The organism is Bacillus sp. DX4.1 (assembly GCF_030348195.1).
Lineage (GTDB): Bacteria > Bacillota > Bacilli > Bacillales > Bacillaceae_G > Bacillus_A.
Genome location: NZ_JAUCFT010000008.1, coordinates 4,396,795 through 4,419,773, shown reverse-complemented (window position 1 = coordinate 4,419,773; position 22,979 = coordinate 4,396,795). Strand labels below are relative to the sequence as shown.

The window sequence follows — 22,979 nt, the reverse complement described above, 5'->3', positions numbered from 1 at the left end:
GTGAAGGTCACCTTTTGTTATCCATAGCCGCGGCTTATATGTTGAAAAATCAAAATGGATTTATATAGTAAAGTGAAACTTTCATCAGTGTTTTGTTTTTTTTCATCCCATACGAATGATTAGTTTTCACCAATCGGGGGTATTACTGCCCGTTAACGCGAGAAGAATTTGAATTATCGCATTTTCAAGAAAATACAGTTATAATAGAACAAGATAAATCTAGGGGAGGGCTGAACATGTTTCAAGTACAAAAAAAATTAGTAAGCCATGAAGCAGTAATCGTTGCTTTATTTGAAGAAGAAAAAGCGAGCAATTTTGTAAAAGAGTTGGACGAGGCCTTTGATGGACAATTACAAGTTTTATTAGAAGAAAAAGAGCTTTCAGCGAAGAAAAAAGCTATTTCAAAAGTACATAGCTTAGGAAAAACAGATGTAAAACGTTATTATTTTGTTGGTCTTGGCAAAAAAGAAGCATATACAACTGAAACATTACGCGCGGCGCTTGGTAAAGTGTTTAAAACATTAAAAGCTGCAAAAGTACAAGATGCTGCCTTTTTACTTGATTCCTTTGTAACGGATAAAATGGAAGCAATTGATGTTGCACATATTGCAGCTGAATCATACTGCCTTGGTACATATGAATTACAGACATATAAAACAAATAAAAAAGAGATAGCACAGTTAGAAAGTTTCGCAGTCATTACAGTGGAAGAGCCAAAAGAGATCGAAGCTGCATTAACAGTAGGATATGTTCATGGACGTGCTACAAACTCAGCTCGTACACTTGTGAATATGCCACCCAATGTATTAACAGCAACAACACTCGCGGAGTATGCTGTTGAATTAGCTGAAAAATATGATATGGATTATAAAGTTCTTGAAAAAGAAGAAATGGAAGAGCTAGGTATGGGTGCACTGCTTGCGGTAAACCAAGGGTCTACAGAACCACCTAAAATGATCGTTCTTATTTATAAAGGAAAAGAAGAATGGACGGATGTCGTTGGCTTCGTCGGAAAAGGGATTACATACGATACAGGTGGTTATTCTCTGAAACCACGTGAAAGTATGGTTGGGATGAAAACAGATATGGGCGGCGCTGCAGCTGTACTTGGTGCCATGGAAATTATCGGTGAACTGCGCCCTGAACAAAACGTAGTGGCTGTTATTCCATCGACTGATAATGTAGTGAGCGGCACTGCTTTTAAACCAGATGACGTTATTAAAGCTATGAGCGGTAAAACAATTGAAGTATTAAATACGGATGCGGAAGGACGCTTAGCGTTAGCTGACGGTCTTACGTATGCGAAGAAACTTGGTGCAAACTATCTTGTTGATATTGCAACATTAACAGGCGGTGTGATTGTTGCGCTTGGAAACCATACAACAGGTGCGATGACAAACGATGAAGCGTTGTTTGAACAAGTATTAGAAGCATCAATGGAAACAGATGAACCAGTTTGGCAATTGCCGATTTTTGAACGTGATAAAGAGCGTGTTCGCAACAGTAAATTTGCAGATCTAAACAATTCACCAGGTCGTGAGGGTCATGCGGTAATGGCTGGAACATTCCTTGGTGAGTTTGCAGAAGAAACACCTTGGGTGCATTTAGATATCGCTGGAACAGCTGATACAAAGAGTGCACATGATTTAGGTCCAGCGGGAGCAACAGGTGCGATGGTTCGTACACTTGCAACGCTTGTTGAGCGTTTTAATAGCGAAGAATAGAAAAAGGAGCAAGTCCACATCGGATATATATCTTGTGGACTGCTCCTTTTAAATTTATAAAAGTATTTGCCAACTAAAAAAAACATATGATGATGTTGTAACTAGACTACAGGTTCCATATGTGATGAGTGAAATTCCATGCACTCATAAACGATACAATAGCAAATAAAATAATTAAGACACCCCGAAGTGGTTTAGGTAAAACGATTGCCATAATAGCATAGAGTGGGAATAAAACACTCAAATATCTCAGTGTACTATGCATTGGCATACCACGGGTACCAAAACTGAATGTGAAAATAATAGTAATAACAACAAATAGAATTGCACCGAGGCTCTCCCATTTTACATTGGATCTTAAACGCCAAATGCTTACTGTTCCAAAAAACGCAAATAGTACTGCTAATGTCCATAATCCTTGTCTAATCTCTCTTATGTCGATAGCAAATTCAGCGTGAAATCCTTCAATAATTTGAATCCATGGTAAAACTGAATAATGATCCCAGTTCTCTTTTTGGGTGGTTGAGAAGACCATTGGATCTCCGAAAGTGTAATATAAATATATCATGTAACATACTAAACCGATTGTACAGCTAATTCCCCAGAGTAAAGAGTTTTTCACCATTTTCCAATCTTTTTTCCATAATGAAAGTAGGAAAAGAACCAGTGGGAAAATACCAAATATTAAAGAATTTGCTCGGGTTGATGTTAAGATTGCGGCAAATAGACATGCGTAAAACCACTTCCCTTTTACTGCCATATGAAGCGATGCAAGAGAAAAAAGAACAGTCCATACTTCTGTATAAAGTGTAGCATAATAGATAGCGCAAGGGTTTACGGCAAAAAACCAAATTCCCGCCTTAATTTGAGAATTAGTCATGTTAAAGCGTTTGAAGAATTCTCTTAATAAATATAAACAAATGAAAAATGCAATTTGTGTTATTGCAATGACAATATAGGGACTCCCAAAGATTTTAAGTAAGATTGGTACAAATGGAAAGAATGCTGCGGCTTTTTCGGATTCATATCCGTTTTCAGCGATACCGATGTACCAGTGACTATCCCAATTGATTAATGCATGTTTTAAATGTTCTAATGTCATTCCTTCTTGAATGTTGTTATAGTATGGCAATAGAATTGCAATAATTAATAGAAGATAATGTACGAGAATTGGCTTAAACCACCAAGCTTTTTCGATCGGTATTTTCTTATGTAAATTCATCTTCTGAAATACGTTGTTCTTCATGGGTTTTACTCCTTATCTCGTAGAAAATAAATAGGATGATAGTATTTCCGTAATATATGCCTTGTAATTTATAAACTCATGTATCTTGTATTTGTATAAAATATCATTTTTTATTTTTAGAGAAAAGAAAGATGAAGCTAAACTGCATATTAAGTTAATCTAAATGTTTATGATGAGTACATAGATAGTGGTAGTAAAAATAACCGAATGGTAAGTCATTTCTCAATAGTGAACGATTCTTAATTTCAAAAAATAAAGAAACTGACTTCTAAAAGAACGATAAGTTCGTTTTTAGAGGTCAGTTTTTCATCTATTTATTATATCCAACTATTTCATTTGTATCTATGTCAACATATACTTCAATATTTTTTGGAGCGCTTGCATCAGAAGGAAAATGAATGAGATAGACTGCTTTTCCTTCATAAGCTTCATTCGTTTGATGACTATTATATTTATGCAAAACAGTTTTTGTCATAGTAGCATTTTCCCAATCTCCAATAATGTTTTGCTTTTCTTGATTGGATAATTGATTCCATACTTCTTTTTTGACACTTTTTTCTGCTTCATGCGTTTGAGGTGAAGAGTTTTCCGATAAGCTTGGATCGATACAGCCTGTAAATATAAAAAAAGTAAAGAGCATTGTAATGAATAGATAGAATATGTGTTTCATGATACATCGCCTCTCTATCTCTAATGATGTACAATATTCGGTTTTTAAACTGAAAATTCCTGTTTTATTCTTAAAGGAGTGCCAGAGTAGTTGTTAGCAGCCGCTATAACGTAAATGTATATAATGTTCCAGCTAGTGCAAAAGATGTTTTTCCAGTTTCTTCAGATACAACAAGGACAAGAGCATCGCTTACTTCAGATAGTCCGATTGCTGCACGGTGACGTGTTCCTAGCTTTCTGTCAGTTGCTGAAGCTTGTTGTGATAATGGCAAAATGTTCGCTGCTGATATAATATGGTTATCTTTCACAAGAACAGCTCCATCATGGAGGGAATTTCCAGGATAAAAAATAGATTCTAACAAAGGAACGGTTAAATGAGCGCCGAGCTGTGTCCCTGATTGAATAAATGGTTTGAGTGATTGTTCTCTTTCCACGGCAATTAGTGCACCGTGTCTTCGCTCCGATAAATGCTGAATTGCTGTTAGTAAATGAATGTAACAGTTTGTATAGGGAGATAAGTATGTTTTGACATAGTAAGAAGCGGTGGTTGCTTGAATATGGAGTAACATTTTTTGGATATCTTCAACTTTACATAAAATACATTCATCGTTGTGATCTAATGCGATCTTCATACTTTGAAGAGTATGTGCAATGTCTTCAATTGTTTCTTGAATATGCAGCTTCATTGTTGTTGTTAGCGCCCATTCTTGCATTGTATTCACCCTGTTTAAAAATATATTTGTTACGTATAGTTTTTCGTTGTACGCGGAAAGTATGCGTAAAGGAAGAGATATGTTTATCCCACTATTTGTGGGCGGTAATACCCCCCTTAAAATTCAGCAAAAAGCAAAGGAGTTAGGTGGGGGATGAAGAAAACCCTCATTGATTAAAGTTTCACTTTATAAAAAAAGAGCAGTAAAGTATCGAACCAATGGAAAATAATATTTTGTTAAAATATAAAATATTATTGAGGAAAGCGCTGTTTTTTTCATATAATGAGATTATGTTTGACTGAGAGGAGAGATTTAAATGGAATGGAAAACAGAATATGAACGCTGGAGCAATTTTGCGAATTTAGATGCAGAGTTAAAGCAACAACTAGAAGAAATGAAGCAAGATCAAAAGAAAATTGAGGATAGCTTCTATAAAAACTTAGAGTTCGGTACAGGTGGTATGCGCGGTGAACTTGGTGCAGGAACAAATCGTTTAAATGTGTATACGGTACGTAAAGCAACAGAAGGCCTAGCACAATTTATTGAAAAACAAGGTGATGAAGCAAAAGCACGCGGTGTTGTAGTTGCGTATGATTCTCGTCATAAATCTCCAGAATTTGCGATGGAGGTAGCAGCGACACTTGGTGCTCACGGCATTAAAACATATGTATTTGAAAGTTTACGTCCGACACCGGTGCTTTCATTTGCAGTTCGCTATTTACATACATATAGTGGAATCGTTCTTACAGCGAGTCATAATCCGCCAGAATATAATGGTTATAAAGTGTACGGAGAAGATGGCGGACAGCTCCCACCAAAAGAAGCAGATGAATTAACTTCTTACGTAAATGCTGTAAGTGATGAACTAGTAGTAGAAGTTGCTGATGTTGAGCAATTAAAACAAAATGGTTTATTACAAATTATCGGACAAGATGTAGATGATGCATATTTAGAACAATTAAAAACAGTTATCATCAATCAAGAATTAGTGCAAGAAGTAGGGGGCGATTTGAAAATTGTCTTTACACCTCTACACGGAACATCTAATATTCCAGCTCGTCGTGGTTTAGAAACAGTTGGATTTACAAATGTTACGGTTGTAAAAGAACAAGAACAGCCAGATCCAAACTTCTCTACTGTAAAATCGCCAAACCCAGAAGAACATGCTGCTTTTGAATTAGCAATTCGTTACGGTGAAGAAATTGATGCAGATATTCTAATTGCAACAGATCCAGATGCAGATCGTCTTGGTGTTGCAGTTCGAAATCATGCTGGTGAGTATCAAGTATTAACAGGAAATCAAACAGGTGCTGTAATGCTTGATTACTTATTATCTCAAAAGAAAGAAAAAGACCTTTTACCAGCAAACGGTGTTGTATTAAAAACAATTGTTACTTCAGAATTAGGACGTACAATTGCAAAAGCTTATGGGCTGGATACAATTGACACATTAACTGGATTTAAGTTTATCGGTGAAAAGATTAAACAATATGAAGAAAGTGGCGAATATGCATTCCAATTCGGTTATGAAGAGAGCTATGGTTATTTAATTCGCTCGTTCTGCCGTGATAAAGATGCTGTTCAATCGGTATTGTTCGCATGTGAAGTGGCAGCATATTACAAATCACAAGGAAAAACATTATATGATGGATTGATTGAAGTATTTGAGAAATATGGATATTTCCGTGAAGGACTTGTTTCTCTAACGTTAAAAGGAAAAGACGGTGCAGAGCAAATTCAAAATATGATGACATCTTTCCGTGAAGAGCGACCAGTGGAAGTAGCTGGTTTAAAAGTTACGATTGCAGAAGATTATAAAGCGAGCATTAGAACAAAAGTAGCAGAAGTAGCAACTGAAGAGATCTACTTACCAAAATCAAACGTATTAAAATATTATCTTGAGGATGGATCTTGGTTCTGCCTACGTCCATCAGGAACAGAGCCGAAAATTAAATTTTACTTTGGTGTGCAAGGGGACTCTTTACAACATAGTGAAGAGAAACTTGAAAATATTAAGAAAAACGTTATGAATCGCGTTCAATAACAAAAGAGAAAAAAGCATGAACATGTATTTGTTCATGCTTTTTTCTCTTTTTATGCTGCATTAACAGGAAGGGATTACCATCTCAAGAGACAAAGAATCGCAAAAGACAGCGGGTAGAGAGCGCCTCTCCTCTACTGTTAAAATTGTCATTTTTTTGACATAAAAAGGAAATGTAAAAAGTATGTAGGGGAAAGTTCAGCATGAAATATTTAACTATTTGTGATAAACTTTTAATTTGTATGTATGTAAATATCTAATGATGATTAGGACAAACTGTGATGAACTAATTATTAATTCAAAAAAAGAGAGTTGAGCGTATGAAAGCATCTATTAAGCATTATGTGTTTTTACATGTCGCCTTTTTTTTATATTCTATTATTATGGTTTATATGAAATGGGCAGCACAATATCCAGTCGGGTCCATTGCCTTTTTAATTGCCTATGTGGTCCTTGTCATTCTTTTGTTTGGTTATGCAATTATTTGGCAGCAAGTAATCAAACCGTTTGAAATATCTAAAGCGTATTCACACCGAGGTATTATAATTTTATGGGGACTTATATGGTCTGTAGTATTCTTTGGTGATACTGTGAAATGGAACAATCTGCTTGGCGCAGCTATTATTATTGTGGGGATTGTTGTGGTGGTGAAAGATGAATAAATATGTATTGCTGTATATTTTTGGGGTTGTTTTGGCGAATTATTCGCAAATTTTATTAAAGAAAGCGACTTTGTCGGTTTATGATACAAAGTGGAAAGAATATGTAAACCGTTATGTAATTGTGGGGTATTCTTTATTTGTGATAAACGCAGGTTTAAATGTGATTGCTATGAAAGGTGTTCCTTTAAAGCAAGCACCTGTTATAGAGTCACTTAGTTATATCATTATTTTAGTATTTGGATGGTATTTTCTTGGTGAAAAAATCACGAAAAGGAAAGTGATAGGGAATATTATCATTATACTAGGAATTGCGGTGTTCTGTATTCAATAAAAATAGAGGGAGTATGAAGGATTTTATGAGGAAAAAAACAAAATGGTTTATTAGTTTTTTTGTAATATTTGCGATCTTGTTATTGTATACAAGTTCCAACTCCAGCATTTTAAGAGCAGAGGGCGGGAATTTTAAAAATACAAAAGAAGGTTATCGGCTGCAACAAGGAGATACGATTACGCAACAATTATCTAATCACCATAAAGATATGAGTGCAATTTCGGTACATTTCAATTCTGATGTGAAGCAAGCAAATTTCCATGCGAAATTAAAGTTGATCACCAAGAGTGCGAATGAAGAAATAGATGTTACTTCGGACATGTTTACAGAGGGAGGAGAGCTGAATATTCCTCTAGCTGAAAATATTCAAAAAGAAGCAACTGATTTAAAAGTAGTGCTAGAGCAAGTTAAATTTGATGAAAATAAGGGTATTTATATAACAACAGCTTTCCCTATAGAAGATAGACTTTTAAATGTGAATGGCGAAGTGAAAGAAAATAAAGTACTAGCTGTTGACTATACATTATCATCCTTGCCATATTGGAAGATTGGTGTGATTGTAGCTCTATCATTGTTAGTCGCAACTTTACTATTATGGGTAGGAAAGCGTATTGTGGTTGAATATATCTTAATCGCAACAATTTTTGGTAGCTTCTTTGCTATCTTTACTCCTATTCATCAAACTTCTGATGAATGGGTTCATTTCTTAAAAAGTCAAGATGTAGCGCAAGGCAATTTTATTACACCGAAACATGATGGTAATGTAGGATATTTCGTTTCACAAAAAATATTAGACACGTATCTCCATCCAGTTAAACGGGATGAAAAGATGAATCCAGATGTAATTGATTATGTGAAACAATTTAGTATTAGGCCTGATGCACCAAATAAACAAGTGTTTGAGCCGCAAGCAACAACTGCCGTTTATACAGTTATACCGTATATTCCACAGGCTATTGGTATTAAAGCAGCTATGTTATTTGATACAAATATTTGGACAGCAAATATACTGGGAAGAATAGTTAACCTGTTGGCATTCATTGTAATGTCTGCATATGCTCTTCAAAAAATGCCTGTTATGAGACGGACATTTATGTTCTTTATGCTAGCTCCGATTATTATGTTCCATGCGGCGAGCTTATCTGCTGATGCTGTATTAATGGGAGCAAGCTTTATATTCATTGCATTGTTAATGCGTTTATGGTTCCACAATGAACCGCTTAAAAAATCAGAGTTTATTACAATGGCGATAGCCGGAATTGTAATGGCGTTATGTAAGTTTACGTATTGGCCACTTTTATTACTTATGTTATTTGGCGGAGTGGACAAATATGGAACGAAAAAGAAGTTTTGGTTATTCAATGTGGGTGTGACAGGTATTGCGGCACTATTTGTTGCGGGATGGAACATATTCGTAATGAAGTATGTTGGTGATGGCTTAAATAGCGGGAACGTATCGGCAACAGGCCAAATCTCTTACATGTTACATCACCCACTTGAAGCACTCAAAGTATTTATTCGCTCATTTGATCATGGCTTAGATGAGTGGATTGAAATGTATAATGTCTTTGGCTTCTTATCTACACCACTTAAAGGAATTCTATACTTGTATCCGATTGTATTTGTAATAATTTCAATCATTGATCAAAAAGAGGGTGTTCCTAAGTTAGACTGGATGAAAAAATGGAGTCTAAGATTTTGTATTGCTAGTGTAACTCTACTTGTTATGCTAAGCTTGTATATGACATGGACAACAGTAGGAAATCCATATATTTTTGGAATTCAAGGTCGTTACTTCATTCCAATCATTCCATTTATTCTACTATTAGTTCAGCAATATTTTAAAGTTAATGTTGAAAAACCGAATGTAGATACATTTGCGAGTAAAGCAGCGATACTATTCTTGACATATGCATTTGTATTTTGGTTTGGGAAGTTGTTTTAATTAGAAAAGCAAAGAGAGGGATTTCATTTGTCTAAAAAAAAACTTATTATTATTCCCGCTTATAATGAATCAACGAACTTAATTCACGTTGTAGAGGATATAGAAAAGAATGCTCCAGATTTTGACTATGTCATTATTAATGACTGTTCAAAAGATGATACAGAACAAATCTGTAAAGATAATAACTTTAATTATGTAAGCTTGCCAATCAATTTAGGAATTGGTGGAGGAATGCAAACTGGATATAAATATGCTCAGCGTTATGGGTATGATATTGCTGTACAATTTGATGGTGATGGTCAACATGATGCTGCATATTTAGGGGCACTTCTTCAAGCGATGGAGAAGAAACAGGTTGATATGGTTATTGGATCTCGATTTATTAATAAAGAAGGTTTTCAGTCTTCTTTTACAAGACGATTAGGGATTCGCTTTTTTGAAAAGCTAATTAAAATTGTATCTGGGAAACAAATTACGGATGCAACTTCTGGATTTAGAATGGTGAATCGGAAGATCATTAATGAATTTTGTGAGTATTATCCAAAAGACTATCCAGAACCAGAAAGCATTGTGTCTGTATTAAGAAACAATTATAGAGTAGAAGAAGTTCCTGTACTTATGCGTGAGCGAATTGGAGGAACATCTTCGATTGTAAACTATAAAGCAATTTACTACATGATTAAGGTAACACTTGCGATTGCAATTGATAGATTGAAGCCTAAACGAAAGGAGAATGTTTCATGACAATTCGCCTTCAAATTTTAATTATTTTAGGTGTATTAGTAGGGTTAATTGTTTTTACGAACTTAGTTCGTAAAGAAAAATTAGAATTAAAATACGTACTTACATGGTATGGCGTATTAATCGGTATTGTAATTATCGGTATTTTCCCGAAAACAATTGATGCTGTTTCATACTTATTAGGCGTGGCGACACCAATTAATGCGCTGTTCTTTTTCGGATTTCTTTTTGTTACATGTGTATTATTCTTCTTAACAGTAGTTGTATCAAGATCCTCCATCCGGATTAAAGAATTAACACAAATTGTAGCAATTTATCAGCATGAAAATGAAAACATGAAAAAGAAACTAGATACAGTTAGCACTAAAGAACAAAAACAAAAAGTAACTGTTGAATAATGAATCACTAAAAAAGAAGCCATTAGTATGTACATATTAATGGCTTCTATTGTATTTATCCTTCATTAATGAACATTTATTCGCCATACAAGTTATTTTTTGAATGGTTTGAGTGCTTAAATAATCAAAAATAAAAATAGTGACCATAAACAAAGTGTATAGAGAATGAAATGTAAAATAGCTATAAAGAAGTGACCTTGACGAATAAAGAGACAATCATGTAGAATTTGTAGGAAGTGTCATTTGCAATTAGTGAAAAAAGTAACATGTAAAAAAAATGTAATGTGACACATAGATTAATAGATATATAATATAAGAAGTTATACCTTGTATAAGGAAAATTCTTATAGAAGAATAAAATGTATCCAATAAATATGGTTTGACAGGGTAAATTAATAAAATAATGACTGTATGGATGTGCATGTAAGCCAACAAAGAAAGAGGTTATAAGCATGAAAAAAGTAAGAAAAGCGATTATTCCAGCTGCTGGTCTTGGGACACGCTTTTTACCAGCAACGAAAGCAATGCCAAAAGAAATGTTACCAATTGTTGATAAGCCAACAATTCAATATATCGTTGAAGAAGCTGTAGCGTCTGGTATTGAAGATATCATTATTGTTACTGGAAAAGGAAAACGTGCGATTGAAGATCATTTCGATAATGCGTTTGAATTGGAACAAAACTTATTAGAGAAGAAAAAGTATGAGCTACTTGAAAAAGTACAGGCATCTTCTAAAATGGTGGATATTCACTACATTCGTCAAAAGGAACCAAAAGGACTAGGGCATGCTGTGTGGTGTGCACGTAAGTTCATTGGTGATGAGCCGTTTGCTGTCTTACTTGGAGATGATATTGTACAAGCTGAAACACCATGCTTAAAACAATTAATTGATGAGTACGAAAAAACACTTTCATCTGTAATCGGTGTACAAACAGTACCTGAAAACGAAACACATCGTTACGGGATTATTGATCCATTAGAAAAAGATGGACGTCGTTATCAAGTAAAACAGTTCGTTGAAAAACCAGCTCAAGGAACAGCACCTTCAAACTTAGCAATTATGGGTCGCTATTTATTAACACCAGAAATCTTCAGTTTCTTAGAAGAACAACATATCGGTGCTGGTGGTGAAATTCAATTAACAGATGCCATCCAACGTTTAAATGAAATTCAACGCGTGTTTGCGTATGATTTTGAAGGAAAACGTTATGACGTCGGCGAAAAGCTTGGTTTCATTCAAACAACTATTGAAATGGCATTGCAGCATGATGAGTTAAAAGATGATTTATTACAAATTATGCAAGAGCTTGTAAAAGAACAAACGAACGTAATTAAAAATTAATTCATGTATAAATGTGTGTGGGTAGACATAGTGAATTGGAGAATGAGGTATTCTAAGGAAAACATCCAATTTACTATGTCTAATCTGTGCTTATAAATTAGTCTTTATTTGGAAAGTTTGAGAAAGAGAGGGGTACCTTCTTTGAAGACCATTACTATTTTAGTACCGGCATACAATGAAGAAGATGTATTAGAACAATTGTATAACCGGTTAACAGGCGTAATTGGAAGCATTCCTAATTACGATTTTGAAATTTTATTTGTCAATGACGGTAGTAAAGATAATACATTAAATATTATTAAAGAATTTCGCTTACATGATAAACGTATTTCATATGTAGATTTATCTCGTAATTTTGGGAAAGAGACCGGAATGATTGCTGGCCTGGATCATGCGATCGGTGATGCGGTAATTATTATTGACGCTGATTTACAAGACCCACCTGAGCTTATCCCGGAAATGATTAAATATTGGGAACAGGGTTATGATGATATTTATGCGAAAAGACGTTCTCGTGCAGGTGAATCTTGGGCAAAAAAATGGACAGCTGGTAAATTTTACGGTTTGTTAAAGAAAACGACAAGAATCCCTATTCAAGAAAATACAGGAGATTTCCGTTTACTAGATCGTCGTTGTGTGGAAGCGTTAAGGAAAATTCGTGAAACACAGCGTTACACAAAAGGAATGTTTAGCTGGATTGGTTACAATAAGAAAGAAATCTTATTTGACCGTGATCCACGTGCAGCAGGTGAAACCAAGTGGAATTACTTCAAGCTCATTGATCTTGCGATTGAAGGAATTACATCCTTCACAACAGCTCCATTACGTCTTGCATCATTCGTAGGATTTACCGTATCATTTGGTGCGTTTTGTTTTATGATTTGGATTATCGTTAAGACGCTTATGTATGGTGAATCAGTAAGTGGATATCCATCTATGATGACTGCCATTTTATTCTTAGGTGGTGTACAACTAATTTCCATTGGAATTATTGGTGAATATCTAGGGCGTATTTTTAACGAAACGAAGCAGCGTCCACTATACTTTGTAGATGAGTATAATGACGATAAAGTAACAAATTTAGATGACGATAAAAAAATGGCGAAACTATATAGCGTAGAAGATCATAAAGTAAAATCAAATCGTTAGGAGATTGGAAACGTGAATAATAAAGCGAAAGAAATCTTTAATTATTTGCTTTTCGGTGGTTTAACGACGCTGGTTAACATTGTAACGTATTTCGTTTGTGCAACGTTAGCTGGAATGGATTACAAAGTTGCAACAACAATTGCATGGATTGTATCTGTACTGTTTGCGTATATTACAAATAAGAAATATGTATTTAACAGTCAACAAACAAACTTTATTCATGCAATAAAAGAGTTTGTCTACTTTATGGGTTTCCGCGTCTTATCGTACTTCATTGATATTGCATCAATGATTGCTTTAATCGAATGGCTAGGTATGAATGATTTAGTAGCAAAAATTATCGCAAACGTCATTGTTGTCGTCGTGAATTATTTTGCAAGTAAATATATTATCTTTAAAAAGAAGACCGATGTAAAACAAGGTCAAAACGCATAAAAAACAAATGGCTTGGCTTTATGCCGGCTATTGTTTTTTTATACATATATTTTTTTATAATGAATAACGAATTAGGAATGATATGGAGGAGTATAATGCAACAGCTGCTAGATTTGTTTAAGAAAAAGAAGTTTTTATATGCATTCGCTTTTTTACTTCCGTTTTCCATATATAGTGTGATTTTTATGTTGCTTGGTGTTGCACCATTTGGACAAAAATCAATTCTTGTTACTGACTTGCATTCGCAATATGTACAGTTTTACACATATTTATATGATGTTTTGAAAAACGGAAAAAGCATATTTTATAGCTGGGAAGGTGGAATGGGACTTAATTTTATTGGTGTATTTGCTTATTATTTAGCAAGTCCATTTTCTATTTTAATTCTCTTTTTTGATCGCTCGCACATTCCGGAAGCGATTATGTTGATGACGTTATTGAAGGTTGGATTAGCTGGTGTAACGATGACATATTATTTAAGTCATATGATGAAGCGTCGAGAAATTACGATGGCACTATTTTCAACTTTTTATGCATTAATGTCATTTGTAACAGTGTATTCGTTTTGTGTTATGTGGTTGGATGCGATTTACTTACTGCCTCTTATTATGCTAGGTGTTGAAAAGCTGCTAACGCAAAAAAAATATGGATTATTTATATTTAGTTTAGCACTTACATTTATTACGAATTTTTATATTTCCTTTATGGTAGGGATTTTCACATTCATTTATTTTGTGGCACGTTATTGTGTGCTTTACGATGTTCGAAATATAAAGCTGTTTATTCAAAAGTTCTTTTGGTTTTGTGCTGGAACAGGCTTAGCAGCAGGAATGTCCGCTTTTATTACGTTACCAACGTATATGGATTTAAAGAGTAATTTTGTTGAGCGTGCAAAGATTCCATTTTCTACAGCGTTTAATTTTGATCCATTTGATTTTTATAGTCGTTTCTTTAATGGAGTAATTGATACGACAGTAAATGGAATGCCAAACGTCTATGCGGGTGTCTTAACAGTATTACTTGTTCCATTGTTCTTTGTTACAAAGAAAATTGCGTTAAAAGAAAAAATTGTATATGGGGCAGTCTTACTGTTCTTGATTCTTTCTTTTGAAATTCCATTTTTAAATATCGCTTGGCATGGTTTTGAACCGCCGACGAATTTCCCATATCGCTATTCATTCACCTTCTCTTTCGTGCTTATTTATGTAGCAGTTCGAACATTTATGGTGTTTGAAGAGGAGTTAATACCGGCCTTAAAAAAGATAGTATTCTTTAATATATTCATGCTACTGTTACTAGGGAAAGTAGCACCTAGTTATATGCAATCTAATAAAATAATGGTCAATGCCTTTCTTATTGTTGTATATGCTTTATTGTTATATGGAAAAGTACGCCTGAAAAAAAATAAAGCTATTCTTTCCTTTGCCCTAGTTGCTGTAGTTGGGCTAGATGTTGCACTTAATACAGTATATATGATTAAGCTAATGGGCTATGAATACGGTTATATTAATCGCCAAGAATATGCCTCTCCATATCCAAAGTATGAAGAAACGATTCAGAAAGTAGCAGAAAAAGATAAAGGTCTCTATCGTATGGAAACGACAAGAGGTGTGACATGGAATGATGCCTTGCGCTTTGGATATAAAGGTATCACGCATTTTAATTCCGTAGCAAATGGACACTTAAACTTATATATGCAGGACTTGGGATATGGTTATTTAGAAGCATTAATTTTACAAAATGGTAAAGGGATTGTTTCAACTGATGCCTTGCTTGGCATGAAATATATGATTTCAGATGAGCCGTTAAATAAACATGGATGGTCAGAAATTGATCATGTTGGAAGTAATTATGTGTATGAGAATAAAAATGCTCTTCCGTTTGGATATATGGTAAATAAAAATGAATTTGATACAAAAGGAAAAGATAAGTTGAAAGTTCAGAAAATCAACTATACAAATTCTTTTGAAGAACAAAATAAATTCATTGGCAAATTAGAAGGAAAAGATGTTGACTATTATAAGCCACTTGAACCAAGCTCTCTAGAATATAATAACTTGGCTGTCGTAGAGAGCGAAAAAACGAAGAAAGAATTAGCTGCCGAAAAGAAAAAAATGGCCCGTACAAACCAAAAGCCAATTGAATTGATAAAACAACAAGAGGGAAAAACAGCTAGCATTAAATATGTATTTGATGTAAAAGGAAAGCAACAGCTGTATACGAAGTTACGTGTAGAACCTACTGATGTTACAAAAGTATACGTAAATGGACAATCACTTGGTAAGAAATTCACTGAATATCCTCGTTACTATTGGAACAATGGTATTTTGGATCTAGGTTATTTTGAAAATGAAAAAGTAGAAGTTGAAGTAAAGGTAGATCGTTCTTCGGTTGAGATAGAACAACAATTATTCTATGGGCTTGATGTAGAGTTATTTGACAAACGGGTGAATGAATTAAAACAACAGCCATTTGACGTAACGAACTACACAAGTCGCAGTGTATCAGGAAAAATTGATGTAAAAGAAAATGATTTTCTTTTCTTATCTATCCCATATGATAAGGGGTGGAAAGCAACAGTTGATGGAAAAGATGCAAAGCTACTGAAATTAAATGATGCATTCCTTGGGTTAGAATTATCAAAAGGAACACATACAATTGAATTGAAGTATACATCTCCAGGATTTATAGTAGGATCCATCATTTCTGTTATTAGCTTCCTTGCAACGATGATGTTTGGGTTAATCATGAGGAAGAAGAGGAAGTAATGTTGTAAGAAAATCCTCTCTAAGTAGGGATAACAGAACCTGCTTTGAGAGGATTTTTATATATTTGTTGACGTGAATTCATAGTAGTATATATGAATAAGCTAAAATGGGAGCGTAAGATGATGAAAATATTAAGGAGTTTATATGGTATTCTTTTCTTCTTAGTTCCATTTGGAATATTGCTTACCAGTTATGCTTTGTTTGGTGTGTATCCATTTGGAAAGTATTCAGTGCTAATTAGCGATTTGAATACACAGTATGTTCAATTTTATACTTATTTGCACAGTGTATTTACAGAAGGAACAAGTTTACAGTACACAATTGAATTAGGTGGGGGTAGTAACTTTATTGGAACGTTCGCCTATTACTTATCAAGTCCATTCTCTGCTCTTCTGTATTTCTTTAATAAGGAGAGTATTCCAGAATTTATTTTTCTGATTACACTTTTAAAAGTAGGGTTTGCAGGTGTAACGTGTGGTTGGCTTTTACGTTATTTAGTAGGGAAAGAACATAAAGGTTTATTATTGTTTTCTACAGCTTATGCATTATCTGGTTACGTGATGGCATATTCGTTTCATGTAATGTGGCTAGATGGTATTGTACTATTACCTGTGATCTTAGTAGGTGTTGAAAAACTCCTACAAAATCGAAATATTTTTTTCTTTACCATCTCATTAGCAATTATGTTTATTGCTAACTTCTATATTTCGTTTATGTTAGGAATCTTTACATTCCTTTATTTTATTATTCGTCTTTTTTCAAATTATGATATGAAGAATATTAAAGAATGGGGTAAATATTTTATCTTATTCTGCATTGGAACAGGGCTAGCGGCAGGAATGGGAGCTTGGATTATCCTTCCGACTTTTGAGGCTTTAAAAAATAGTCCGTATAGTGTTAATTCAATGCCTTTTACATTCGAATGGAACTTAGATTTATTCGTTTTTTATTGGAAATTGTTATCTGGAGGATATGATTCAAGTTTATTTGGTGCCCCTAATGTATATGTATCGACACTCGTATTGGTGTTATTACCCCTCTATTTTGTAAATAAAGAAATTAAGAAAAAAGAAAAGTTTCTATTTATATTTCTATTTCTATTTTTAATTTGTAGTTTTGCAATTCCATTTTTAAATCTAGCGTGGCATGGAAATAAACCACCAAATGCATATCCACATCGTTTTGCATTTACTTTTGTTATGTTAGTTATTGTAATGGCAGCACGTGTGTTTCAACTGCTGAATCACAAGTATATTATGCCATTATGGATTTTTTATGCAATACACCTTATTTTATTGTATAGCTTGTCTGTGAAAGATTATGAAGTAATTCATAATGATATTTTAATTTTTAATGCTTTGTTTATCACGATTATTACTGTTGTGCTACATATTAGAATGATAAAGCCGACATTGTCTAAATTAACAACATGTGTGTTATTGGTTTGTTTAATATTTGATATTGGTTTAAATACAAGTACTTATATTCGTGGGCTACATAAAGAAATGAACTATGCCAAACGTGAAGAGTATCAAATAAACAAAGAAACTAAAAAGGCAGTTCAATATGTAAATAGAATCAATACAGAGAATATGCGTGTAAGTTCCAAATATTTCCGAACGTTAAATGATTCGTTACAATATAATTATCCATCTTTCCAGACTTTCAATTCAATGGCAAATGGTGGTTTCCATCGTTTCTTAAAGAAAACCGGATATTCCACATCTCCAGACTTTTTAGTAGCAAATAATCATGGTGATACATTATTATTGGATGCTATTTTGAAGATTGGTTATAAGCTTGAAGATGGAAGTGTTCCGAAATATGGTTATGAGAAAATCAAACAGTTTGATTTTGTGAATGTATTCCAAAATAAAAATGTTGTCCCATTTGGCTATGCAATTGAACAGCCACCTTATGAGGATGAAGAGAATCCTTTCATTTTACAAGAGAAATTAATTGGTGTAAAAGAAGGAACGTTATTCAAAGAGTTAGCAGAACCGAAGATTACTTTAAAAAATATGTCTGTTGTTTCGCAAGAAGAAGGCAAATATGAAAAAATCGATAAATCAGCACCAGGATATATTACTATTCAAGTAAACATACCAAAAGAAGTGCAATTATATGGGTTAGCTGAAGGAATTGAAAACTGGAAAGAGATATCGGTAAATGATCACTATGCTTGTTATTTGCCACCAGACGTAGAGAAAACATTAACTGATTTCGGGTATTTTCCTTTAAAAGGTGTAGTAACAATGAAGATACAGGTTGAAAATGAAGATGTCTTTACTTTGAAAAGGTTAAGATTATATGGATTAGATATTGAAGAATTCAATCAGACAATAGCTGATCTGCAAAAAACTACAATGAAGGTTACTGAAAATACAGGAAAAATGGTTAAGGGAAGTATTCAATTAAACCAAGATGCAACATTTGTATTTCCAATTCCTTACGATATGGGATGGAAAGTTACTGTTGATGGGAAAGAAAGCACAATGGAGAAAGTTGCTGGTGGGCTGTTAGGTGTTAAAGCCGCAGAAGGGAAGCATGAAATTGTGCTCACATTCGATTCACCAGGTTTAAAAATAGGTATAATCATTTCAATCATAAGTGTTATTCTTACAGGATTACTTGTGGTTTGGCAAATTAAAGTATTCAGAAAGAAAGCGAAATAAAACGTGAGAAAGCTACTGAAAATATCAGTAGCTTTTTTGCATTCTTGGATATAAATATCCAACTGTCAAAAAGAAATACATCATAAACGGAGCAATTTCTAAAATGTTATAAAACGCACTACCAACAATGGCTCCAACCATTAAATAGAGTACTAAGGGAGAAATTTTATGCCCGTTACGATATTTCCACAGAATGGATAATACTCCAAAGACGAAGGTGAAGATAAGAATTGTTCCGACTATACCTGTTTCAGCAAGAATTTGAATGTACTGGTTATCGGAATAAAAATTCCATGTAATTTTATATTGTTCATAGATTGGTGATGAATATGTTTGAGTGGCTGCATCCCCAAATGTTCCAAAGCCATATCCAGTAATCGGTTTGTCTTGGAAAATTTCCAGTGTTTTTTTCACATAATAAATACGTCCATCTTCCTTACTTAGTTCAACAGTTTCTTTTGATAATGCTTCTGAAAAGCGCTTAGATCCGATAGATTCTCCTTCTAAATAGTTTGTCATTTTAGATATACCAGTGGCGCATAGAAAGGAAATAAGAACGATAGGAAGTAACGCTTTCCAATGCGATGCGCCTCGATGTATAACGATATAAAGAATTAAAAAAATGATAATTGTTAAAAATGCCCCGCGTGAATATGTTAACCATAAAGTTGTTGCTATAAGTGTAAGGCCTGTATAGATCAAATACTTCATTTGTTTTGAGGTATTTCGCAACAAACACAGCGAAATTAAAAAAGCTAACGTCAAGTAAAGCGCTAATTCATTTGGACCGCCTATCATCCCGTATATACGGATTTTATTGGTTGGAGCTAGTACAAGCTCTTTCCATGCTTCTGGAAGCCCTATGCTTCGTAGTGATAGCTTTTCAACTAAACCATGTATTGAAATGATAGTGGAAGCGATAAAAGTAGTTTGTGCAAAAAATAATAAATCGTCATTATGAAAAGAGATACGGGTCGCAATATAGAATACAAAATAAAATAATAGAAGGGTATGCAATTGCATCATAATTGCCATCAGTGAAACATTATTAACAAAGCCGAGAATCGCACCAAATAAGCAAAATAAAAAATATGCAATTTCAAAGTAATGAAATGAGAATAATTTTGAAACGCTATGGCGATATTGTAAAAATACTTTGCATAATAAAGAAATAATAATGAAAAGACCAATAAATTTTAGTCCAGCATTATAGGCAACAAGGAAGGGACGCATCGGAATAAATAATAGTAAATAAGCAATACCGAGCTTTTCATCTCGAAAAGCAGAAACTGCTAGTACAACTGAAATGAATAGCCCGGTATAAGGTGATGAAAAGAATAATCCTAATGTAACGAAGAGAATGCTTAGTACTATATAATGGAATCGAGTTAGATGTGTCATATAGAATCTCCTTTAACATGATGATGGTATGCGATAAATGTTTGTTACTTCTTTCACCATTTTAGGGAAGGTGAAGTTTTGTAAGTAATACTCGCGTCCGCATTCTGCTAAGGAATAATAAAGTTGTTCGTCTTGTAACAACTTTGCTAATGCTGTTGCTAATTGTTCCTCATCTCCATATGGTATGGAGATACCGGATTGATTCGGGACAATGACTTCAGGTAAACCCCCAACGTTTGTTGCAATAACAGGTTTTTTCATTGCGATCGCTTCAATCGCAACATAAGATAGTCCTTCATTTTCAGAAGGAATTACGACTACATCATGTTCCTCATATTCTTTTATGATGTTATCTTGAAACCCCTGTAACGAAACGTAATCGTTTAATTGTAATTTCGTAATTAAGTTGTGTAATTCACTTTTTAAGGGACCGTCTCCAATTATGTTACATTGCCATTGTAAAGATGGATGTAGCTCTCTTAATTTTTGCAAGCCTCTTAATAAGAAGGGTTGTCCTTTTTCTTTACTCAATCTTCCGATTACAGCGATCTTCATTGGTTTATGGTGGACTGGTAGAGCATTTGTATATGGATCATGTAAACCATTATAAATAATTTTTATTTTTTCTTTTGGAACGCCTTTTTGAGTAAGCTGTTGTTTCATAAACTTTGAAATACAAATAATGGTATCGTTATAACGAGTGAAAAAAGTATTGCTCCATCTTAAATGATATGCCATTTGAACATCCACATGATATGTCCAAATGACACGCACGGGAGCACCAAACATTTTTGCTAAAATCGCAATGTAATTTTCACGCAAAAATTGTGTATGAACAATGCTTACTTGTTCTTTTTGTATAACCTTTTTTAATTTCCTTGCAGCTTGTATATCAAAAGGATGGTGCATCTCTATACGGTATATTGGTATGTTTAGTTTTTCAAACTTATGTAAGAAAGGACCGGGAGTAGAATATACAAGAATACAACGTTTTGGATCAACAGCTTGAATTAAATCTAGGACGTATTTTTCTGATCCACCATCCCCGACGTAATTCAAAAGGTACATAATTTTATTCATTTATATCCTTCCTTTTACCTAAAAATAGCGATAGCAATTGTTGTAGCTCCTTTACCTTTAATATGTAAGTAATGAGTAAGTAAACGATAGCACCAACTGTTATTGCTAATAAGATAAGAAACTTTGTGTCATGTGAGAAATGAAGCAGCAGTTTGGAAGCATACAAACTTACAAAAGATGCAACGGTACATTTTAACAAGAAGCTAGCGTAATGCAAATTTATCTGTTCTTTCTCTTTCATGCACTTTTGAAGCATCCATAATAGCATAAATACTGTGCTAGCCGATGCGATAGAAGTAGAAAGGGCTGCACCAGCTAAGCCTATATAAGGAACAAGTATAATACATAATATAACATTAATAATCATGGAAACAATAGATGCGTACATAATATATCTATTGAGCTTCAGAGAAAATAGTAAGCGATCGAGTAAATCTTTTAACGGTTGCATAAGAGCGGCTAGTGAATAGAACTGTAAGGCAGTTGCCGTCAGTATAATGGAATCTCTTTCAAAAGCACCGTAGTTATAGATAACCTTCACAATTTCTTCAGTGAAAAAGGTAAAGTAAATAAAAACTGGAATAAATAAAAATAACAACACTTTAAGGTTTGTTTCCATTAGGCGAATAAACTCTTTCCAGTTTTCTTGATTTACATATTCGACAAATTTAGGGTACATAACTGTTAAAACTGGTGCAGCAATTAATCCGAGTGGAATAAAATATAACTTTTGAGAATAGTTGAGAGCTGCAATAGAACCTTCTTTTAATCCAGAAACTAATGTACGGTCTACAAGTAGGTTAATTTGAACAGATGTACTTGTAATAAAAGCAGGAATGCTTAAGGACATCATTGTTTTTAGAGAAGGATCTTTCCAATCGATTAAAAACTGATAGCGATACCCTTCATGCTTGGAAGCAAAATAAACAAGCATAGTTTGCACAATATTTCCGATAATAACTCCTAATGCAAGTGCATAAATTCCAATCCATTGTACCAGTAGAACGAAAACAAGAAGAGTAATACCATTTAGTACAACCCATTGCATACTTGTAATCCGAAATTTATGTAAACTATTTAAATAAGCATTAAAGATATCAATAAAAAATGTACAAAATACAGTTGGAAAAATAATTTGCAGCAGATAAGCTGATAATAGTGCTGTTTGCTCAGGGAGACCATGTGCAAACATCTTAATGAAAAAATGTGGTTGCAGTTCAATGAGCAAAAGCGGAATAAAGAATATAAGAAGAACTATATTTAAAAAGTTATTCATAAATCGATACGCTTTAAGAGGGTCTTTACCTTTTAATTCCATAAAAATTGGAATAAATGAAAAAGCAAAAGCACCGGTTATACCAGTAAAGACAATTGTTGGTATGTTTAAAGCAACAACGTATGCATCTACAGCATAGTTTGTACCGAAATAAGCTCCAAGTGTGACTTCTTTTGCAAACCCAAGTAGTTTTCCTAAAGCTGTCCCAAGTGTGAAAAATAGCGTTACAATGAGAAATCTTTTTGTCTTATCTTGAGAGGCTTCCCTAATCATTTATAATCAATTCCTTATTCTATTTTAAGTCTTTTTCAAGCATAATTTATTTATATGTAAAAATCAAATATATGTAGGGATAATAGGAGATGTTTCGTACAAAAAAGGA

At 33.8% G+C, this 22,979-nt stretch carries 18 protein-coding genes; 12 read left to right on the top strand and 6 right to left on the bottom strand.

What is annotated here, in order from left to right; translation table 11 throughout:
* Positions 1 to 236 precede the first annotated feature (236 nt).
* Positions 237 to 1,724: a leucyl aminopeptidase gene (locus QUF99_RS25550; protein ID WP_289373837.1), complete on the top strand. Its 1,488-nt coding sequence runs from the start codon at positions 237 to 239 to the stop codon at positions 1,722 to 1,724.
* 106 nt (positions 1,725 to 1,830) lie between these two features.
* On the opposite strand, the gene QUF99_RS25545 is transcribed toward QUF99_RS25550, so the two are convergent.
* The 3 genes from QUF99_RS25545 to cdaS form a co-directional block, all read right to left on the bottom strand.
* On the bottom strand, positions 1,831 to 2,970 hold the full coding sequence (locus tag QUF99_RS25545) for a mannosyltransferase family protein (protein WP_289373836.1): 1,140 nt from the start codon (positions 2,968 to 2,970) through the stop codon (positions 1,831 to 1,833).
* Between the two features lie 310 nt (positions 2,971 to 3,280).
* Positions 3,281 to 3,640, bottom strand: a complete 360-nt coding sequence (locus QUF99_RS25540) for a hypothetical protein (protein ID WP_289373835.1) — start codon at positions 3,638 to 3,640, stop codon at positions 3,281 to 3,283.
* 103 nt (positions 3,641 to 3,743) lie between these two features.
* Entirely contained in the window at positions 3,744 to 4,352 is a 609-nt protein-coding gene (cdaS, locus tag QUF99_RS25535; protein WP_289373834.1) for a sporulation-specific diadenylate cyclase CdaS, read from the bottom strand.
* Positions 4,353 to 4,668: 316 nt separating this feature from the next.
* On the opposite strand from cdaS, the gene QUF99_RS25530 reads away from it, so the two are divergent.
* The 11 genes from QUF99_RS25530 to QUF99_RS25480 all read left to right on the top strand — a co-directional run bounded on the left by QUF99_RS25530 (position 4,669) and on the right by QUF99_RS25480 (position 18,840).
* Complete coding sequence (locus tag QUF99_RS25530) at positions 4,669 to 6,396, top strand: phospho-sugar mutase (RefSeq protein WP_289373833.1); 1,728 nt, start codon at positions 4,669 to 4,671, stop codon at positions 6,394 to 6,396.
* Between the two features lie 317 nt (positions 6,397 to 6,713).
* A complete protein-coding gene (locus QUF99_RS25525; RefSeq protein ID WP_289373832.1) occupies positions 6,714 to 7,055 on the top strand; it encodes an EamA family transporter in 342 nt (113 codons plus the stop codon).
* Positions 7,048 to 7,386: an EamA family transporter gene (locus QUF99_RS25520; protein ID WP_289373831.1), complete on the top strand. Its 339-nt coding sequence runs from the start codon at positions 7,048 to 7,050 to the stop codon at positions 7,384 to 7,386. The genes QUF99_RS25525 and QUF99_RS25520 overlap by 8 nt, the downstream gene beginning before the upstream one ends.
* 25 nt (positions 7,387 to 7,411) lie before the next feature.
* The gene (locus QUF99_RS25515; protein ID WP_289373830.1) at positions 7,412 to 9,331 is read left to right on the top strand and encodes a DUF2142 domain-containing protein; all 1,920 of its coding nucleotides are present in this window, start codon (positions 7,412 to 7,414) and stop codon (positions 9,329 to 9,331) included.
* A 27-nt stretch (positions 9,332 to 9,358) separates the two neighbouring features.
* Positions 9,359 to 10,075, top strand: a complete 717-nt coding sequence (locus tag QUF99_RS25510) for a glycosyltransferase family 2 protein (protein WP_289373829.1) — start codon at positions 9,359 to 9,361, stop codon at positions 10,073 to 10,075.
* The gene (locus tag QUF99_RS25505) at positions 10,072 to 10,470 is read left to right on the top strand and encodes a DUF2304 domain-containing protein (RefSeq protein WP_289373828.1); all 399 of its coding nucleotides are present in this window, start codon (positions 10,072 to 10,074) and stop codon (positions 10,468 to 10,470) included. The genes QUF99_RS25510 and QUF99_RS25505 overlap by 4 nt, the downstream gene beginning before the upstream one ends.
* A gap of 452 nt (positions 10,471 to 10,922) precedes the next feature.
* A complete protein-coding gene (gene galU / locus QUF99_RS25500) occupies positions 10,923 to 11,813 on the top strand; it encodes a UTP--glucose-1-phosphate uridylyltransferase GalU (protein WP_289373827.1) in 891 nt (296 codons plus the stop codon).
* Positions 11,814 to 11,954: 141 nt separating this feature from the next.
* The gene (locus QUF99_RS25495; RefSeq protein ID WP_289373826.1) at positions 11,955 to 12,962 is read left to right on the top strand and encodes a glycosyltransferase family 2 protein; all 1,008 of its coding nucleotides are present in this window, start codon (positions 11,955 to 11,957) and stop codon (positions 12,960 to 12,962) included.
* Between the two features lie 12 nt (positions 12,963 to 12,974).
* The gene (locus tag QUF99_RS25490; protein ID WP_289373825.1) at positions 12,975 to 13,397 is read left to right on the top strand and encodes a GtrA family protein; all 423 of its coding nucleotides are present in this window, start codon (positions 12,975 to 12,977) and stop codon (positions 13,395 to 13,397) included.
* Positions 13,398 to 13,492: 95 nt separating this feature from the next.
* Positions 13,493 to 16,165, top strand: coding sequence for a YfhO family protein (locus tag QUF99_RS25485; RefSeq protein WP_289373824.1), 2,673 nt, complete (start codon positions 13,493 to 13,495; stop codon positions 16,163 to 16,165).
* A gap of 122 nt (positions 16,166 to 16,287) precedes the next feature.
* A complete protein-coding gene (locus QUF99_RS25480) occupies positions 16,288 to 18,840 on the top strand; it encodes a YfhO family protein (RefSeq protein ID WP_289373821.1) in 2,553 nt (850 codons plus the stop codon).
* A gap of 24 nt (positions 18,841 to 18,864) precedes the next feature.
* On the opposite strand, the gene QUF99_RS25475 is transcribed toward QUF99_RS25480, so the two are convergent.
* The 3 genes from QUF99_RS25475 to murJ are packed head-to-tail and all read right to left on the bottom strand — an operon-like array spanning position 18,865 to position 22,870.
* Entirely contained in the window at positions 18,865 to 20,241 is a 1,377-nt protein-coding gene (locus tag QUF99_RS25475) for an O-antigen ligase family protein (RefSeq protein ID WP_289373820.1), read from the bottom strand.
* Positions 20,242 to 20,253: 12 nt separating this feature from the next.
* A complete protein-coding gene (locus QUF99_RS25470; RefSeq protein ID WP_289373819.1) occupies positions 20,254 to 21,321 on the bottom strand; it encodes a glycosyltransferase family 4 protein in 1,068 nt (355 codons plus the stop codon).
* Positions 21,314 to 22,870, bottom strand: coding sequence for a murein biosynthesis integral membrane protein MurJ (gene murJ / locus QUF99_RS25465; protein ID WP_289373818.1), 1,557 nt, complete (start codon positions 22,868 to 22,870; stop codon positions 21,314 to 21,316). The genes QUF99_RS25470 and murJ overlap by 8 nt, the downstream gene beginning before the upstream one ends.
* Between the last annotated feature and the right edge of the window lie 109 nt (positions 22,871 to 22,979).

Coding starts and splice junctions, on each gene's coding strand:
- QUF99_RS25515 (WP_289373830.1), top strand. CDS start 7,412: ATGAGGAAAAAAACAAAATGGTTTATTAGTTTTTTTGTAATATTTGCG.
- QUF99_RS25485 (WP_289373824.1), top strand. CDS start 13,493: ATGCAACAGCTGCTAGATTTGTTTAAGAAAAAGAAGTTTTTATATGCA.
- QUF99_RS25545 (WP_289373836.1), bottom strand. CDS start 2,970: ATGAAGAACAACGTATTTCAGAAGATGAATTTACATAAGAAAATACCG.
- QUF99_RS25480 (WP_289373821.1), top strand. CDS start 16,288: ATGAAAATATTAAGGAGTTTATATGGTATTCTTTTCTTCTTAGTTCCA.
- QUF99_RS25505 (WP_289373828.1), top strand. CDS start 10,072: ATGACAATTCGCCTTCAAATTTTAATTATTTTAGGTGTATTAGTAGGG.
- QUF99_RS25470 (WP_289373819.1), bottom strand. CDS start 21,321: ATGAATAAAATTATGTACCTTTTGAATTACGTCGGGGATGGTGGATCA.
- QUF99_RS25520 (WP_289373831.1), top strand. CDS start 7,048: ATGAATAAATATGTATTGCTGTATATTTTTGGGGTTGTTTTGGCGAAT.
- QUF99_RS25540 (WP_289373835.1), bottom strand. CDS start 3,640: ATGAAACACATATTCTATCTATTCATTACAATGCTCTTTACTTTTTTT.
- cdaS (WP_289373834.1), bottom strand. CDS start 4,352: ATGCAAGAATGGGCGCTAACAACAACAATGAAGCTGCATATTCAAGAA.
- QUF99_RS25550 (WP_289373837.1), top strand. CDS start 237: ATGTTTCAAGTACAAAAAAAATTAGTAAGCCATGAAGCAGTAATCGTT.
- QUF99_RS25475 (WP_289373820.1), bottom strand. CDS start 20,241: ATGACACATCTAACTCGATTCCATTATATAGTACTAAGCATTCTCTTC.
- galU (WP_289373827.1), top strand. CDS start 10,923: ATGAAAAAAGTAAGAAAAGCGATTATTCCAGCTGCTGGTCTTGGGACA.
- QUF99_RS25530 (WP_289373833.1), top strand. CDS start 4,669: ATGGAATGGAAAACAGAATATGAACGCTGGAGCAATTTTGCGAATTTA.
- murJ (WP_289373818.1), bottom strand. CDS start 22,870: ATGATTAGGGAAGCCTCTCAAGATAAGACAAAAAGATTTCTCATTGTA.
- QUF99_RS25525 (WP_289373832.1), top strand. CDS start 6,714: ATGAAAGCATCTATTAAGCATTATGTGTTTTTACATGTCGCCTTTTTT.